Origin of the sequence: Edaphobacter sp. 12200R-103, assembly GCF_010093025.1 — a bacterium.
Classification (GTDB): domain Bacteria; phylum Acidobacteriota; class Terriglobia; order Terriglobales; family Acidobacteriaceae; genus Edaphobacter.
Window position 1 is genome coordinate 1,855,230 of record NZ_CP048114.1, and the last position, 16,583, is coordinate 1,871,812.

Annotated in this window: 12 protein-coding genes; 2 read left to right on the forward strand and 10 right to left on the reverse strand. The window is 58.5% G+C overall.

What is annotated here, in order from left to right:
* Positions 1 to 489 precede the first annotated feature (489 nt).
* Positions 490 to 1,788 carry a UDP-N-acetylglucosamine 1-carboxyvinyltransferase gene (murA, locus tag GWR55_RS07685; RefSeq protein ID WP_162401744.1) on the forward strand — a complete coding sequence of 433 codons (1,299 nt, stop codon included), beginning with the start codon at positions 490 to 492 and terminating at the stop codon, positions 1,786 to 1,788.
* A 797-nt stretch (positions 1,789 to 2,585) separates the two neighbouring features.
* On the opposite strand, the gene GWR55_RS07690 is transcribed toward murA, so the two are convergent.
* Positions 2,586 to 3,728: a sugar MFS transporter gene (locus GWR55_RS07690; protein ID WP_162401745.1), complete on the reverse strand. Its 1,143-nt coding sequence runs from the start codon at positions 3,726 to 3,728 to the stop codon at positions 2,586 to 2,588.
* 60 nt (positions 3,729 to 3,788) lie between these two features.
* Positions 3,789 to 4,862: a LacI family DNA-binding transcriptional regulator gene (locus GWR55_RS07695; RefSeq protein WP_162401746.1), complete on the reverse strand. Its 1,074-nt coding sequence runs from the start codon at positions 4,860 to 4,862 to the stop codon at positions 3,789 to 3,791.
* 59 nt (positions 4,863 to 4,921) lie between these two features.
* On the opposite strand from GWR55_RS07695, the gene GWR55_RS07700 reads away from it, so the two are divergent.
* Positions 4,922 to 5,473, forward strand: coding sequence for an N-acetyltransferase (locus GWR55_RS07700; RefSeq protein ID WP_162401747.1), 552 nt, complete (start codon positions 4,922 to 4,924; stop codon positions 5,471 to 5,473).
* 109 nt (positions 5,474 to 5,582) lie between these two features.
* Here GWR55_RS07700 and mqnE read toward each other — a convergent pair whose 3' ends face one another.
* From mqnE to GWR55_RS07740, 8 genes are all read right to left on the reverse strand, one after another.
* Complete coding sequence (gene mqnE / locus GWR55_RS07705; protein WP_162401748.1) at positions 5,583 to 6,779, reverse strand: aminofutalosine synthase MqnE; 1,197 nt, start codon at positions 6,777 to 6,779, stop codon at positions 5,583 to 5,585.
* A 47-nt stretch (positions 6,780 to 6,826) separates the two neighbouring features.
* Positions 6,827 to 8,854 carry a hypothetical protein gene (locus GWR55_RS07710; protein WP_202925593.1) on the reverse strand — a complete coding sequence of 676 codons (2,028 nt, stop codon included), beginning with the start codon at positions 8,852 to 8,854 and terminating at the stop codon, positions 6,827 to 6,829.
* Positions 8,855 to 8,965: 111 nt separating this feature from the next.
* The gene (locus GWR55_RS07715; protein ID WP_162401749.1) at positions 8,966 to 10,591 is read right to left on the reverse strand and encodes a hypothetical protein; all 1,626 of its coding nucleotides are present in this window, start codon (positions 10,589 to 10,591) and stop codon (positions 8,966 to 8,968) included.
* Between the two features lie 217 nt (positions 10,592 to 10,808).
* Positions 10,809 to 11,426, reverse strand: a complete 618-nt coding sequence (locus GWR55_RS07720; RefSeq protein WP_162401750.1) for an NADH-quinone oxidoreductase subunit B — start codon at positions 11,424 to 11,426, stop codon at positions 10,809 to 10,811.
* 99 nt (positions 11,427 to 11,525) lie between these two features.
* Positions 11,526 to 14,168 (reverse strand): [protein-PII] uridylyltransferase, encoded by a 2,643-nt coding sequence (gene glnD, locus GWR55_RS07725; RefSeq protein WP_162401751.1) that lies wholly within the window; start codon positions 14,166 to 14,168, stop codon positions 11,526 to 11,528.
* Positions 14,169 to 14,268: 100 nt separating this feature from the next.
* Positions 14,269 to 14,607, reverse strand: coding sequence for a P-II family nitrogen regulator (locus GWR55_RS07730; protein WP_162401752.1), 339 nt, complete (start codon positions 14,605 to 14,607; stop codon positions 14,269 to 14,271).
* 35 nt (positions 14,608 to 14,642) lie between these two features.
* On the reverse strand, positions 14,643 to 16,082 hold the full coding sequence (locus GWR55_RS07735) for an ammonium transporter (protein WP_304487098.1): 1,440 nt from the start codon (positions 16,080 to 16,082) through the stop codon (positions 14,643 to 14,645).
* Positions 16,083 to 16,298: 216 nt separating this feature from the next.
* On the reverse strand, positions 16,299 to 16,583 hold the full coding sequence (locus GWR55_RS07740; RefSeq protein ID WP_162401753.1) for a hypothetical protein: 285 nt from the start codon (positions 16,581 to 16,583) through the stop codon (positions 16,299 to 16,301).

A 16,583-nucleotide genomic window follows, 5' to 3' on the forward strand; every position in this document is an offset into this window, starting at 1 on the left:
GTTTTGTCTGGTCTGCTGGAACGGGGAGAGAGACGAGCGACATAAATAGCAGGGACATCCGGCTATGCAAGGGGACGCCGCGGTCATCGCTAAACTCCCCCGCAATGCCACTGGATGGCAAATAAGAGAGTCTGAAACCTTAACCCTGTTCATGGGCTTTGTCGCTAGAGCGCGACTTCTTTCGCAAAGTAGGAGATGCCAGGATCGACTCGGGAAAGAGGGTGCGAATGCATCTATCGAAGGCTTCTTGTGTGCTGAAGCTCTTTCAATCAATCAGATCTTACGAATCAGTGGAATTCATTAGAACTTAATCTGAGAAATGGTCAATAGGTCAGAGGACGCATTCTTCAATACGTCTTTCGCCCTATTAAGAGTTTCCGGAATATTCTTCCCCATCGAGTCCCTGGTGTCGCTCCGAGCCTCAAGCTAGATACTCCTTGCCCGGCTGGCGCCCATTGCTGCCGGTCTTCCGCCAAGTAAACTGGAAAGATGGACAAGTTTGTTGTACGCGGCGGGAACCCGCTCCTTGGGACGATCAAGGTCTCCGGAGCAAAGAACTCCGCCCTCCCCTGCATGGCCGCCGCCATCCTTACCGAGGATGAGGTCATCCTCGAAAACATCCCGCAGGTCCGCGACATTGAGACCGAGCGCAAGCTACTTTCCTCCATGGGAGCCGAAGTCGAGCTTGGTTATGGACGCGCCCAGCATCGCACCCGCATCAAGTGCGGTATCCTCTCCGATCCCATTGCCAAGTACGAGATTGTCAAGACGATGCGCGCCAGTTCGCTCGTGCTGGGGCCACTGATTGCACGCACCGGCATGGCCCGGGTCGCCATGCCTGGCGGCTGCGCCATCGGTGGACGTCCGATCGACCTGCACATCAAGGGCCTTGAAGCCATGGGGGCGGAGATCACCTACGACCACGGCTATCTCGAAGCCCGCAGCCCCAATAATGGACTGGGCCGCCTGAAAGGTGCACACATCGTCTTCGACAAGATCACGGTGACGGGTACGGAAGACCTCCTGATGGCCGCCGTGCTTGCGGATGGAGAGACCATCTTTGAGAACTGTGCCCGTGAGCCCGAGGTCACGGACCTCGCGGCTCTGCTCACCGCCATGGGAGCGAAGATCGAAGGGGCAGGAAGCTCCACGATCAAGGTGCAGGGAGTTACCAGTCTGCACGGTGCGCGTCATCGCATCAATCCCGACCGCATTGAGGCCGGAACCTTCCTTATCGCCGGAGCCATCACCGGCGGCGACCTCAACGTCGACTCCTGCGAGCCGGCACATCTGGGAGCCCTCGTTGCCAAGCTCGAAGAGTGCGGGGTTCGCCTGGATGTCGGCAAAGATTGCATCCGTGTCCGCTCTGGCGACACTCCCTTGAAGGCCGCCGATATCTCCACCGAAGAGTATCCCGGCTTCCCTACGGACATGCAGGCGCAGTACATGGCTCTGGCCACCCAGACTGAAGGCACCTCGGTCGTCATCGAAAACATCTTCGAGAACCGCTTTATGCACGTCGGCGAGCTCAACCGCATGGGAGCCAACATCACCGTGCAGGGACGCACCGCAACCGTCCGGGGCAGATCCCCCCTGCAGTCCGCCGCCGTCATGTGTTCCGATCTGCGTGCCTCGGCCTCGCTGGTCCTGGCGGCCCTGGTTGCCGATGGAGAAACCATCCTCGATCGCGTTTATCACATCGATCGTGGCTACGAGCGTATCGAAGAAAAGCTGCGAGGAGTGGGCGCCCAGATTCGCCGTATGGGTGACGTCTTCGGGAAGAAGTAACTGCGTACGTGGGACAGCCGCCTGTCTCTTAAAGAAGGCGTAGCGGAGAGATCTGCTACGCCTTCTTTTCGTGGATCGGTTGACAGGTAGATCAGGTTCGCAGCCAGGACAGGAGATGCCGTCGTCTATCGCCAACGAGATGTGGCCGTCAGCGACCCGCGATCGATCGAAGGTGTGCTCTGATTTTGCCAGAGTCACTTCGAGAACATTGACCAGCTGGATTCATGGTTTTCCTGTCCTCGCGTCATGGATACAGCAGTGTAGACGCCGGATACATGAAAAGACTTGCATTCGAAAGTGGTGAATGTTTTCTCTTTGTGGGAAAAACTTTCCCGACGCGCGCGAAATTTATGCGTATTTAGGCCATTTTTTGTCCCAAAAAATTTAAGAAGTATGGCAACCCATTTGCAATTTGTGACTGCATTGCAAACGGGACCTGCGATGGACCTGTCGAATCTGTCCTCTTTCATGGAGAGGTATTGAGAGCGGATTAGGTACCCAGGCCATGTGTTTCACCGAACGTAGTGAGCGCCCCTGCCTGAGTCTGCCAGCATTCCGGAGACTTCTGCAGAGGTCAGCTGGGCCCGTTTTTTGAAAAGAATCTCTGTCTTGGAGGCACCATGTATCTCTTCTTCCTTCCGTCGCTCGTTGGTCTCATCGTCATCGGCTGCATCACCCTTAAGGATCAGTTCCGGTTCAAGGTGCGGCAGTAGATCTCGTTCTTCTTCAACGCCGCCAGACCGGTCAGGCACGCGATATCCTGACCGATTTGCGCCCGGAAAAGGCAACCTGAGTGGCTATGTCTGCGATATTGCTTGCAATCTCGCCGGAACGACTGCGTGTGACAGCGCCAGCATCAGGAGAATTCCGGCGGCAGGCACAAGAAGGCCGATGCGAAGTCCGCCAAAATGGGTGGATACGACGCCCGTAAGCCAGGGCAGGGTGGCTCCCCCTAGCGAGGCCGACGCGAACAGCCGGCCGAGCCCCGGGTACGTCGAGAATCGCGCAAGCAGGAATGCAACAAGGAGAGGATAGACGGGTCCAATCGCGACGCCACTGAGGATAACTGCCCCCATAAGGGTGGGGAGCGAGGGATGCGGGATCAGGACAAAGAAAACAACGATGGCAAGCAGTAGAGTGAGCGAAGCCCGGTACAGCGCAGCCTCAGAGACTCTCCATGCAACGGCCGCCATAACGAGCCGGCTTATAAGCTCCGACAACCAGTACAGCATGGCAATCGTGGATGCGTGGGCCTGGGGATTGCTGCGAACGGCGAAACTGGGAAGCCAGCCACCGAGCGCATTTTCGTTGCCGATGTAGAGCAGCATACAACCTGCAAAGAGAAGAAGGGCGGCCAGTGACGGCGCAGACACGCTGCCGGCGACGGGCGGCGTGGTTGGCGCATCCATAGTCGGTGGACGCAGAAGAGTTGCGGCGAGCGCGCCTCCTACGGCAACGATAGCTGCGGCGACGAGAAAAAACAGGCGCGTATTCGCAGGACCGGCAAAGCGCACGAGCAGCGGGCACGCAATAGCCCCAATGCTCCAGCTGACGTTGAAGAGCGCCAGGGCACGCGCCCGGTGGGGGGACGAGTACCCGGAGATAACATTGCCCGCGGTGATGCCTGCAGAGACTCCAAGGCCGGTGATGAAGAACGCGAGATGCGCCAGCGGAAATCCGGCCCACGCCAGAGTCGCGACGCCGAGAACGGCGAGGCCGGCCCCGGCGAGAAGGCTCAGGCGCAGGTTGCGCGTAGCAAACCATGCGCCAATAAGCTGACCGATGAAGGAAGCGGTGAAGAGCGTGCCTGCCTGCGCATCCCGGATGTGCCAGCGGGTAATGAGCGCTGGAAGCAGGGGGCCGAGCATGACCGTGACGAGCCCCAATGCCGCTGTGCAGACAAAGAGCGGCCATAGCCGACGCCAGACTAAAAAAATCATCGTATTTCTATTGAGATCGTCCGAAATGGTGTGCATTCGAGGATAGAGGCCATACACCAGTTATCTCTTGCGTGGCCGTGGATGGTCGGTGCGGAGGAATGCTGGCCCGGTGGACTCGCGCACGACGAGTTCCGGAGTAAACCAGACCGTCTCGGAGAAAGTTTGCTTTGGGTCTTGAATGCGTTTAATCAGAATCTCGGCGGCGGTCCTGCCCATGGTATGCAGAGGCTGCCGGACGGTTGTAAGGCGGGGGCTGGTGTAGGCAGCGACGAGGATGTCGTCGAAGCCGATGACGGAGATGTCACCCGGGCAGGATAGCCCGGCATCTTCGATAGCCCGAATGGCTCCGATCGCAGCGGTATCGTTGAAGCAGAAGATCGCTGTAAAGTCGCGGGTGCGGTTAAGGAGTTCGTGAACGGGAGGATAGCCGAGATCAGGGGACCAGGTATTTTTCTCAAGATAGATGCAAAGCTCTGGCTCGATGGTGATTCCAAGCTGCTGTGCGATGGTGTTGATGGACTGCCAGCGGGATTCGGAGTCGAGCGAAAAGTTCTGCCCTTTCATGAAGGCGATGCGACGGTGACCGAGGTCGTAAAGATGTTGGAGAGCGAGCCGGGTGGCATGATCGTGATCGAGAACGACATTGGTAACACCGGCAACGTTGAGATGAGAAGAGATGCCGACGGCAGGCAAAGGAACCTGCTTGCGCAGCTCCGTATTGACCAGCAGGAGGCCGTCCACGGAGCGGCTGAGAAGCAGGTCGGGATACTCCTCGATGAGGTCAGGATGGCAGAGATGGCTGACGGTGAAGTAGAGATAACCGGCCTGGAGGAGATATTGCTCGACACCGAGCATGAGGCGGGTGAAGTAGCCCTCGCTGAGTTCGGGAACCACGACGCCCACCGTGTTCGTAAGCCGGGTTCGGAGCATGCGCGCATGCACGTTGGGCCTGTAGTGAAACTTTTTGGCGGCATCGAGCACGCGCTGTCGCGTCTCCGGCGAGATGGATTTCGCTACGGGAGAGTCGTTGAGGACGATCGACACCGTGGCCGGCGAAAGGTCCAGATAATCGGCAAGAACCTTGAGGGTTACAGGTTTCGTCGCGTCGGGGAGTTGTTTCCTTCTGGCAACCATGAAGCTCCGGGACTACAGGTACAAAGAATGCAACAGTTTTACACTGTCGGGATTGAACAATGGAATATCAGCAAAGCGTCAATACGCAGGACAGGCGCATGCGAGGCGGGATGGTGACAACAAGCAGCCCGATAACGCGAAAGCGGTTTCGTTACAGGAACTATCGCCCTGAGGACCTCGACGCGATGGTCGCGCTGGATGCATCGTGCTTCGACGCCCCATTTCGGTTCAGCAGAGATGCGATGCGACGATTTGCCGAGGCCGACAATGCCTGGGTCATCGTGGCCGAAGATTCGCAGGGTCTGGCAGGATTCTGTATCGTGCACCGGGAACATTCGGTCGGACCTCCCATCGGGTATGTGGTCACCATTGATGTGGCAGAACGATGGCGACGCCAGGGCATCGGCGAAAGGATGCTGTCAAACGCTGAAACATGGGTACGAAGCTGGAAGTGCGTCGGCATCATGCTGCATGTCTTCGTGCGAAACGAGCAGGCCCTGCGTTTTTACGAGAGGCTGCGATACCGTCGCTTAGGACTCCAGAAAGCTTTTTACGGACCGGGCATGGATGCCGCCATGTATTGGAAGGACCTCACCCCATCGCAAAGGTAAGATGACTTCCCAGGTACATCCTTGCGAAAGGCGAGCCTCCCACAAGCAAAACGGCCTCGGAGATTCTCTCCGAGGCCGTTCTATCTGTAGGATCAGCCGCTGAACGAATTCAGCTTGCGATCGTGAAGGTATCTTCCGTCCGCGTGACGGCACGATACATCGTGTCGCGCTCAAACGGCTCACGCCCCGCCTCTGTGATCAGGCGAACCAGGTCCTTCCGTCGCAGTCCCTGCGGCGTCGTCGCACCGGCGTCGTGATAGATCTTTTCTTCGATCACGGTGCCATCGATGTCGTCCGCGCCGAATCGCAATGAGATCTGCGCCATCTTTGGCGAGACCATCTGCCAGTAGCTCTTGATATGCGAGAAGTTATCCAACATCAGCCGCCCCACGGCGATCTGCCTGACGTCGAGCATCCCCGTTGTCCGAGGGATATGGGCCAGCGCGGTATTGTCCGGATGAAAGGCCAGCGGGATGAATGTCTGAAATCCGCCCGTATCGTCCTGGACCTCGCGCAGGCGAATCAAGTGGTCCACGCGGTCTTCATCGTTTTCAACATGTCCGTAGAGCATCGTCGCATTCGACCGCAGCCCCAGCTTGTGAGCCAGGCGGGCTGTCTCCAGCCACTCGGAACCATCGATCTTGTGATCGCAGATGATATGCCGGATCCGATCGGCGAAGATCTCCGCTCCGCCACCAGGCATGGAGTCAACGCCAGCTGCCTTCATCTGCTTCAGCGTCTCTTCGATAGTCATCTTGCCGCGTTTTGCCAGAAATGCAACTTCGACCATCGTAAAGGCTTTGATGTGGACCTTAGGGAACCGCTCTTTCAGCCCCCGCACCAGATCCATGAAGTATTCAAACGGAAGATCAGGATGCAGTCCGCCAACAATATGGAACTCGGTAACAGCCTCCGTATAGCCGGCGCCAGCCGTCTCCCACGCCTCCTCGAGCGCCATCGTATACGTGCCTGCCTCGCCTTTCTTTCTTCCAAAGGCGCACAGTCTGCATGATGCGACACACACGTTCGTCGGATTGATATGGCGGTTTACGTTGAAGTACGCAATATTGCCGTGCAGCTTTTCGCGCACCCAGTTGGCCAGCCAGCCCACCGCCAGAATGTCCCCGCTGCGATAGAGCTTGACGCCGTCCTCGAAGCTCAGGCGCTCGCCCGCCAGAACCTTCTCAGCAATCGGCTCCAGCGCGCGATCGTCTGTCTGGAAAGAGTGCCGAGGACGGCCAGCCAGTCCATCATCGAAGCCCGCCTTTGAACTGCGCGAAAAGGTGGTGGAGGGATCAGAACTCATAGAACGATTCTAATCCCTTCCCTCTCAGACCGCTGCACGTGACACGTCTAATGCGCCGAGCTTGCAACCGAGGCCACCATCTGCGGCTGGATCACCACCCCGTCGAACAGGGTCGCAGCTACAAGGTGATCGCTTACGGGACGAAGCAGGCGCAGATTCCAGCCGGTGTTCCAATAGGTAACCTTTTGATCCGGCAGGTGAGCGGCAAATGCAAACGTGGTCGAGCTGTTGCCGGTTACCAGGATGCGCTCTCCCTTTTCATCGTAGTAGATGCTGTTGACATCGCGGACAAAGAGGTTCTTCAGTACCTGCCAGCTCACGCCCTGGTCGGCAGAGTGATAGATCCCTTCACGCCCTCCAACCCACAGGCCGCCAAAGCTATCGGCCGCAACTGCCGTGATCTGGGTCAGCTCGGACGGCGTGGCAAGCGGCTTCCAGGTATGTCCGTCATCCGTCGAAAGCAGGGCCTTCGTCAAAGACGAAGCTACGAGCGTCGAACGGGACGATGCAATGGTGTACCAGATGTGTCCCTGCGGATCGGTGACCAGATTCCAGCTCTGCCCGCCATCAAAGCTGCGGAGAATGCCGTCTGCCGTCGCCGCGAAGACCTGTTCTCCATCGCGGGTGAAGGCGAATACTGCACCATCGAATGGCTTCGGCGGAGCTTTCTTCTTCGCCACAGGTTTCACAGGCGCTCGTCGCGCCCCTTTTTTCTTACTGACGGCTGGTTTGGGAGCAGGCGCCTCTACCTCAGGCAGCTCAAGCGAGACCCGCTCTACCTTGCTCCAGACATCCCCATTGAGGCGATAAATCCCATGCCTCGTACCGGCTAGAAGCGTTCCATCCGAGGCCTGGCCCAGACTCAGCACGTCGTGCGACTCCAGGCCGCCATTCTTTTGCGTCCAGGTAAGGCCTCCATTGCTGCTCATAAAGACACCGCCCCATGCCTTGTCGTTCACCATGCCGACGTAGATCGTCTCAGGCGAACGCAGGTCCTGGACGAAGGACGTAACCTGGCGAGACGAGAAACCGCTGTTTGTTGGCCTGAAGCTTGCTCCGCCATCATTGGAGACGAGGACGCCACCGCGATCGGTCGCCAGCAGAACGCGGTTTGCATTCATCGGGTCAATATAGACATCGTTCACGATCAGCTCAGGTCCTGTGGTCCGGACCCAGTTAGTACCGGAATCGGTCGTCCGGTAGAGCCCCTCCGTGGTTCCGGCAAACACAATGTTCTGGTGCTGCGGGTCCTGCATCAGGACACGGGTTCTGCGAGCCGTCGAGGGGATTCCCTGGATCTTCTGGAAGCGCATGCCGGCCGTATCGCTCTTGTAGATTCCAGAGCAGGCGCTGGCATAAACAACATTCGGCGCCTTGGGATCGATGATGATCGAGAAAACGTCAGAGTCGTCGATCACGCCTTCCTTAATATTCGACCAGTGAGCGCCGTTGTCGGACGTCTTCCATGGAAGATGCCAGGTCCCGGCATAGATGATATTCGGGTCCTTGGGATCGATTGCAATCGATTCCACCTCGTGGATCTCGGTGCTTCCCTCCGGACTGATCAACTTCCAGTGAGCCCCACTGTCCGTGGTCTTATAGACGCCCTTCAGCGTTCCCGCTACAAAGGTCTTCGATTCAGATGGAGCCCCTACCAGGGCGAGGACCGCCTGATCTTTGAGATCCGCAACCTCCTTCCAGGAGACGCCACTGTCGTCGCTTACGTACAGTCCGCCATCGGAGCTGCCAACCGCCCACGCACCAACGAGGATTCTTCCCTTTGTCGTCGTATCGAGCACGATGTTATCGACAACAAGGTTGTCCCGGCTTCCAATCCGGGCGAGACGCTTCCATTGCACGCCTCCGTCGTGGGAGTCATAGATCCAGCCGTTTGCCGCCCCCAGGTAGAGGTGCTGATTGTCGTGGGGATCAACAGCAAAAGAGCGTGCATCACCGCCATCGGGGCCGTAAGGCAGCCAGGCCGAGGAGGGGAGTGCCAGGGAGATTGACGCTGGGACGATTACCAGGGCAATCAGAAGAGCCAGCAGAAGGGGCCGTTTATATTGATATCGCATCGCGTTCCAGGTACTAGTTTAGCGAAAAGCAGGATTGTTCTTGATTCTTTTAGACAATGGAAAAGCTGGCTGGGAATTCCCCAGCCAGCTTTTCTTTATTGACGTTTTTGGTTACTTCTTGTGACGGCGGGCTGCGTGCCGAGTGCGGGGAGTCGCCTTCGTCGCGCTTTCGTCAACCGGGGTAAGGCCGGACTGATCGAAGTTTGCACCCGTCGGGATCAGGGTTGAGGATACCGACTTGCTGCCCTCAGATCCGGTGTAGACCGAGATGCGGCTGGCGTCGATTCCCTTCTCCTTCACCAAGTAGTCCTTCGTGTTTACCGCGCGGGCTGAAGCAGCCTTGGCGCCTGCCCTCTCGTTGCTGGCGTTGTTGCCAACGACGGCGAGCTTAGCGTCGGAGGAGCGCTGCATCGTCAGAGCGACATCATCGAGACAGGCCTTCGCTTCGTTGTCGACGCGAGTCGGACGGCGCTTGTCACGATCGAAGTTGATCGAGCAGAGAGCCTGCGTCGAAGGTGCCGGCGGTGGTGGAGGAGCATTGACCGTGACGGTTGCGGTGCAGGAGGCCGACTGGCCCTTGTCATCCACAACATTCGCAGTCACCGTGATAGTTCCAGGCGCCGCTCCAGTGGTGTTGAGGGTTGCCGTAGAGGTGTTGCCCGTTACGGAACCGGCGGTCGAGCTGTAGCTATAGGTCAGAGGACGATTCTGCGGGCTGACACCGTTGGCGGTGATCGTCGAAGAGTCTCCAGGAGCAACCGTCGAGGGGTTAGCCGAGCAGGTAACCGTTGGCGGCTGGAACTGCTGAATGGTGAACGGAGCCGAGCAGTCCGCCATCTCGCCAGGCTTGTTGCCCTCGGAGACGTGACCCTTGACCGTGTAGCTGCCGGGGTTCAGGTTGGCCGTATTGACGTTCGCCGTGGTCTCCGTGCCCGAAACCGTACCACCATCGCTGGTCCAGTTGTAGGTGGCGGTCTTCTTCGGGTTCAGATTGGCGGCCGTTCCGGTCACAGTGATCGGGTCACCCGGATAGGCCGTCGCGGGCGAGGCCGAGCAGGTGAAGGTGACAGGAGGAGGAGGGATGATGTGACCGAAGTGCGTCACGATACCGGTGCTGAGATCGATACCGTTCAGGTTCGCGCGTCCCCCGGTTGGTCCGCTGGGAGGAGGAGTGTAGGGACCGAAGTTGGTGTGGACGTAGCGATAATCAGCCTCAAACAGGCGGAAGGAGAACCGGTTATTCCAGAAGGGCAGATCGTAGTCCATACCGCCGCCGGCCGTCAGGGTCGTGCCCCAGGTCCAGGGATTGTGGTACTGGTACGAGTGATAGGAGCTCGGCCCCACGAGCTTGCTGCCACCGGCCAGGCCGTGCGCAAACAGCGTGAAGTTCTGCATCGGAGCGCGGAAGATCGGACCAGCTGAAGCGCTGTACAGACCGTCGTTCTTTCCGTCCGGATGAGCGACGAAGTTAATCTCGCCACCAAAATACTTATTGAAGTAATAGGCCCCGCTTCCGATTGCGCCCAGATCGATCGAGCTATAGTTCACGCCCAGAGGCTTCAACTGGCCGTGCGCTCCAAAATAGGAGTATCCAGTGAAAAGATCGAAGCGGGAGGGGTTGGGGCCCGTGGGGGCGGCTGTGCTGGGAGTCTGCGCACCCAGACTCGCGACTCCAAGGCTGACTGCACATGCAGCCAGTACGAACCGGCCAATACTTCGTAAAGGGCTATAAACCATTCGACGTCCTCCGCTCAAAATTCTTCCAAATGTCAGGAGCCACTTCCTGGCTCAATCTTGTTGATATGTTTGCTTCGATTCAGTAAAGCTTACCGCAGGTTGCTAGTCCTACCGGTAAAAATTACTCTCCGGCGACTATATTTTCAACACTTTACATCCGTTCGGGGAAACAACCTGAGAGGGAGAATCTTCGCAGTTACCCGCAAAAAGCGGCCTTTTACGACAGATTCAGGGTCTTGCGCACTGTCCCCTGCTCCCGCTGTATCTTCTCCTGCAGCAACGTGATAGCGTACAGCAACTGCTCAGGCCGGGGCGGGCAGCCAGGGACGTAGATGTCCACCGGAATGATCTGGTTCACCCCCTGAAGGAGCGCGTAGTTGTTGAATACGCCTCCCGAGGTCGCACAAGCTCCCATGGAGATGACCCACTTCGGCTCCGGCATCTGTTCATAGAGCCGCCGGATGACCGGCGCCATCTTCTGGGAGACCCTGCCTGCGATGATCATCAAATCACTCTGGCGGGGCGACGGCCGGAAGACCTCCGCGCCGAAACGGGCGATGTCGTACCGCGAGCCGCCCATGGACATCATCTCGATGGCGCAGCAGGCCAGACCAAAGGTCATCGGCCAGACAGAGTTCTTCCGAACCCAGTTGATAGCTGCATCCAGGGAAGCCAGGACCACGCCCTCCGGCTGGTCGTACCCCCAATTCACCTCGCGCAGCTTCTCCTGATTTTTGGCGAAGCTATCGAGACTCCCGAAGAGATAACGATCGCCCTTTTGAGGAACCTCGGTGGGACGTCCGCTACTGGTATTCTCTTCCGATCCTATGCTCATGCCTTAATAATAAGGCCCCTCAAGGGTTGGAAGCTCCGAATCTTTCATGCAATTTAGCTATAGCCCGGTCCTTCCATTCGCAGAATCGCGGATGTTCGATTAGCGCGCGTTCTCTTCCATCGCTTCCAGCAGAGCGATCCGCAGCTCTTTTTGCTGCTTCTTTTCGAGCCTGGCCGTCTGATGGGTCAGGTAGAAGACGTCGATTGCCGTCTCGCCTTCGGTATCGACCAGCGCGACCTCGATATTATGGCCTCCGGCGGCGATCGTCAGGCTCAGCGCTCGGAGCAAACCAGGCAGGTCCTGTGCGATAACCTCCACCAGCGTGCTGTGCGACGATGCCTCTTCAAAGAACTCCACGCGAGGATCGACCACAACCTTGGGAGCCTTTCGCCGCGAACGGCGGCGTCCGCTCAGCAGCTTTTCCACCGGGACCGCTCCCGTCATCACATCATAGATGCTCTTCACAAACCGCTCATGCTCGGAGTGATTCATCTCGAGCGTCCGGAAGGTATCGGTAAACCGGAAGCTATCGACGACGATTCCGTTGAGGTTCGAGAAGGCGTCTGCCGTTACGATGTTCATCCCCCAGGCCGCCAGCGCTCCTGTCATATTGGCAAATAGCAGGGCGCGGTCCGGAGTAACCACCGTCAGCTCACTTACTGCCGGAGCATAGCGGAAGTCGAGCTGCACGCGGTCCTGCTTCAACCGCTCAGCCATGCGGAAATGTGTACGTATCTGCTCCGGCGAGCGGGTCAGCACATAACGCTCCGGAAAACCTTCAAGAAAATCCGCCACGGCGACTCGCTTGTCCGGAACCAAAGCGGAGACGCGGTCTACCAATTCCCTCGCCTCCTGGGCGCCTACGCGCTCGTCGTCCACGCTGCGATCCAGATAGTTCGCAGTAGCGATATAGAGCCGCCACAGGTTCTCCGCCTTCCACGGAGTTAAAGCGTCGGGATGGACCGCATTGATATCCGCATACGTGAAGAGCGTGAGCATGCGGAGTAGCTCCGGCGTATGAACCTTGCCCGCGAACGTCCGGACGGTCTCCGAGTCGAAGATGTCGCGGCGGAGCGTGGAAGACATCTCCAGGTGATTTTCGATCAGGCTTAGCACCAGATCGCTCTCGTAGGGGTCCAGCTCCAGCCGGGCCAGCAGGCCTCTTGCCATGCCGGCGCTCTCTTCCGCATGATCTCCCGTGCTGCGACCCTTGCCGGTATCGTGCAGCAGGGCCATCAGGTACAACAGCTCCGGATGAGGAAGTTCGCGCACCAGCGGGCCAAAACGGACGGCCCAGTCGGCCAGCGAACCCTTCTCCTGGTTCGCAGCTGGATCTGCCCTCTGGAGCTCATGCAGCGTGTCGATCAGCACAAAGGTGTGCTCATCGACGGTATAGCGGTGGTAGGCATCCCGGATCACCAGTGCATCGATTCCATGAAACTCCGGAACCAGCAGCTCCAGGAGACCGAGCGCATGCATCGCGCGCAGGGCATTGCCTGCATACGGTCCAACGAGAATCTCCCGAAGACGAGTCCAGAGTGAAGGGCCTTCTTCGAGACGGGCGGAGATGGAACCCAGGGCATGCGAGATTCTCTCCTCCGATTGCCGCTCAAGCGTACAGTCCGTGCGTGCCATCGCAGCAAAGATCTCCAGCACGATCTCCGGGTCATGCGCAGGATCTTCCTCTCCTGAACCGGCTGGAGGAGAGGAGCGGAGGATCGCCTTGCCGCGCTCTATCCGGAACGCGCCACCTGCATCCGTCACACGGTCACGCTTCAGGCTGAATCTTCTGGGCTGTTTTCGCGGCGGAAGATCCTCGATTTCGCGTTTCAGTCTGCGCTCGATGCTGCGCGCATGGCGAAAGTAAACTCGCATCCAGTAGGCAGCATCCACACCCTGGCTGCGATCATCGCTTACCCCGACAGAGATCGCTGCGGCAGCGTCCTGCGCCTGCCAGTCCAGTGTGTTGTCGTCGCGCTCATGACGGTAGTGCAGGAAGCAACGCACAAGGCGAAGAAACTCAACCGCCTGGCCGAACCCGAACGCCTCGGAGGTGGTATCCGCAGCCGTCCGGCCGCGCCCATCCAGCATGGATAGCCAGCCGCAGACGTGGACGTCGCGCAGGCCGCCGGGACAATCCTTAATATTGGGCTCCAGATGGAACAACGTGCTGCCGTATTTGGCGTGGCGTTCCTGGGTAAGAGCCAGCAGACGATCGAGAATCGCATTGCGATCCTTCTCAATCAGCTTCGGGACAACGTCATTGGCCAGGCGGGAGTAAAGCGTCGCGTCTCCGGCCAACAGACGATGGTCCATGATGGCAAAGGTGAACTCGGAGTTGTCTTCAGAGAACCGCTCACACTCCGCCAGACGGCGTATCGCCTGAGCAACCCGGATGCCGGTGTCCCACATCTTCTGGCAGATTCGCCGGATCGGCTCCTTGACTTCCTTCTCGCTCACCTTTGCGTCCAGAAGAAAGAGCAGGTCGACGTCGGAGCACGGGAAGAGCTCCCGGCGGCCGTAGCCACCGATTGCCACAACGGTCACACCTGCGGCCAGGATGGAGTTGCCCGGCAGAGCATCCTGCCAGAGGTTCAGAATGAGCTCGTCCATCGCAGAAGTGCGAGCGGCGATGGCCCCCGTGCCCGAGCCTCCAGCCTCAAAGGCTCCACGAATCTCGACCATCCGGCGCTGATAGAGGCTGGACCTGTCCGTTGTGATGATAGCTTCGCTGGTCTGCATGCCGTCTCCCTGAGGCTTGACTTGGGTTACGCCAGAACTCTGGCCCAGGGTTTTGAACCTGCTCGCAAGCGAGGATGGGACTCACGCCTTCGCGGCAGGCTCAGAGGGCTATCTCACCCCGTTCATCGTTACGAATCCGGATCGCTTCATCGATCTTCGAGATGAAGATCTTGCCATCGCCGATGGTGCCGGTTCTTGCCGCCGAGATGATCGCATTGACCGCCCCGTCCACCATCGCATCCGTCACGACAATCTCCACCTTCACCTTCGGCAGAAGATCGACCGAATATTCGCGACCGCGATAGACCTCGGTGTGGCCCTTCTGGCGGCCGTGCCCACGGGCCTCCAGAATGGTCATGCCATCGACGCCAATCTCCACCAGGGCATCCTTGACCGCATCCAGCTTCGACGGCTGAATCACCGCTTCAATTTTCTGCATATTTTTCTCGTCCTCTCGGGTCCTTGCCCTCAACATTAGTGCGCCCAATCGTAACCTTCTTCGCCGTGCTGGGAGAGGTCAAGACCATCGTGTTCCTCTTCCTCACTCACCCTAAGGCCCATCGTCTTATCCACGACGAACAAAATGATGAGCGTACCCACGATTGAAATACTCCAGGCGATCGCCACGCCGCCAATCTGGTTGAACAGCTGCCGCCAGTTGCCCTCCAGCAAGCCGGTCGCCTTGCCGGCTCCAAAGATCGGGTTAATGGCGCTATTGGCGAAGATTCCTGTCAGCACAGCGCCCAGCGTACCTCCTGCGCCATGCACGCCGAAGGCGTCGAGGGAGTCATCATACCCGAACCAGGCCTTCACCTTGACGACCATAAAGTAGCAGAAGATTCCTGCAATCAGGCCAATCCAGAGCGCCGACATCGGCGTCACGAAGCCGGCTGCCGGCGTGATGGCTACCAGTCCGGCAACCGCGCCCGAGATAGCGCCCAGGGCGGAAGGCTTGCCCTGACGGATCCACTCTGCCGCAATCCATCCGATAGCCGCAGCAGCAGCAGCAAAGTGTGTTGTAACAAAGGCCGAGGTTGCCAGAGTTCCAGCCGAGAGTGCCGAACCGGCGTTGAATCCGAACCAACCCACCCACAGCATGCATGCGCCTACAAAGCTCAGGACCACCGAGTGTGGAGGCATGGGTTCACGGGGATATCCGAGACGTTTTCCAAGGAAGATCGCAGTTACCAAGGCCGATACGCCCGAGGTGACATGCACCACCGTTCCTCCGGCAAAGTCCAGGCAGGGGATGCGTCCGCCCTGCGCTGCATTCAGCAGGCCGCCCTTGCCCCAGACCATGTGGGCCATGGGGCTGTAGATGAACAGCGTCCAGCAGGTCATAAAGACCAGCATGGATGAGAACTTCATCCGTTCCGCAAAGGCACCCGTGATGAGGGCCGGCGTGATGATGGCAAACATCAGCTGGTAGACCATGAAGGTCTGCAGCGGAATCGTCGCCGCGTAGGCCGGGTCGGGAGCCAGGCCGACACCGTGCAAAAACATGTTGTGGAAGCCGCCAATGAATGCGTTGCCCTGTCCGAAGGCAAGCGAATAACTCACCAGCGCCCAGAGCACCGTCACCAGCGCCATCATGGCGAACGTCTGCATCATGGTGCCCAGAACGTTCTTCTTCCTCACCAGGCCGCCGTAGAACAGGGCCAGCCCCGGTCCGCTCATCATCAGCACCAGCGCGGCTGAGACCAACATCCAGGCGTTGTCCCCGGAGGTTTGCGCCGCCGCGATCGCAGCCGTATTGCTGGCAGCCTGCTTCTCAAGGTTTGCCAGTCGACTCGCCTGGGATACGGAGGCAGCTGCAGGGGTCTGGGCAAATGCCTGTTGGCCCGCCAGCATGGGTCCGCCTACCCCCAGCACTAGCAACAACGCCAAAAACACCTTAACTACGGCAATACGCATGGATTCGCTCACCTGTCGGGTAAAAATTTTATGTCTGGAAGAAAGACGAGCAGAGATGTTCACCCGGGGAAGGCGTTGTGGAATCTGCTCGTGGCCTTCGCTGCGGCATGGGAGCAAAGGCAATTTATCGGGTTGTTTTTAATTTACACAAACGAAGGCTCCAGACAAAGCAAGAAATTCATCGGCCTTCTATTTATTTATGCCTCTCTTTCGAGCCTAAACAGAGGGTTGAGCCAGTAAGGTCTCCACGATCTCGCCCCACTCTGTCTCAAGGCTCCCGGCAGCAGGTCGCCGGCCTGCCCGCCGGTACCAGTATCCTGCGTTGCCGGTATCACCCTCTTTGCGGTGCAGATAGGCATGTATCCAGGAACCTTCGGCATCCTCGATATCCTGGGCAATCTCGTGTGCCCGGTCCCAGTCACCCTGCCCATCCCACCACAAGGCGCGCAATGGATCCTTCAGCGTCTCCGGATCTGCTGCTTTGAACTCTGCCAGGGTCAT

Excerpts from the sequence above, each read along its gene's own strand:
- GWR55_RS07720 (WP_162401750.1), bottom strand. The coding sequence starts at position 11,426 with ATGAGCATAGGATCGGAAGAGAATACCAGTAGCGGACGTCCCACCGAG.
- GWR55_RS07730 (WP_162401752.1), bottom strand. The coding sequence starts at position 14,607 with ATGCAGAAAATTGAAGCGGTGATTCAGCCGTCGAAGCTGGATGCGGTC.
- GWR55_RS07740 (WP_162401753.1), bottom strand. The coding sequence starts at position 16,583 with ATGACCCTGGCAGAGTTCAAAGCAGCAGATCCGGAGACGCTGAAGGAT.
- GWR55_RS07710 (WP_202925593.1), bottom strand. The coding sequence starts at position 8,854 with ATGCGATATCAATATAAACGGCCCCTTCTGCTGGCTCTTCTGATTGCC.
- glnD (WP_162401751.1), bottom strand. The coding sequence starts at position 14,168 with ATGCAGACCAGCGAAGCTATCATCACAACGGACAGGTCCAGCCTCTAT.
- GWR55_RS07735 (WP_304487098.1), bottom strand. The coding sequence starts at position 16,082 with ATGCGTATTGCCGTAGTTAAGGTGTTTTTGGCGTTGTTGCTAGTGCTG.
- GWR55_RS07700 (WP_162401747.1), top strand. The coding sequence starts at position 4,922 with ATGGAATATCAGCAAAGCGTCAATACGCAGGACAGGCGCATGCGAGGC.
- GWR55_RS07715 (WP_162401749.1), bottom strand. The coding sequence starts at position 10,591 with ATGGTTTATAGCCCTTTACGAAGTATTGGCCGGTTCGTACTGGCTGCA.
- murA (WP_162401744.1), top strand. The coding sequence starts at position 490 with ATGGACAAGTTTGTTGTACGCGGCGGGAACCCGCTCCTTGGGACGATC.
- mqnE (WP_162401748.1), bottom strand. The coding sequence starts at position 6,779 with ATGAGTTCTGATCCCTCCACCACCTTTTCGCGCAGTTCAAAGGCGGGC.
- GWR55_RS07690 (WP_162401745.1), bottom strand. The coding sequence starts at position 3,728 with ATGATTTTTTTAGTCTGGCGTCGGCTATGGCCGCTCTTTGTCTGCACA.
- GWR55_RS07695 (WP_162401746.1), bottom strand. The coding sequence starts at position 4,862 with ATGGTTGCCAGAAGGAAACAACTCCCCGACGCGACGAAACCTGTAACC.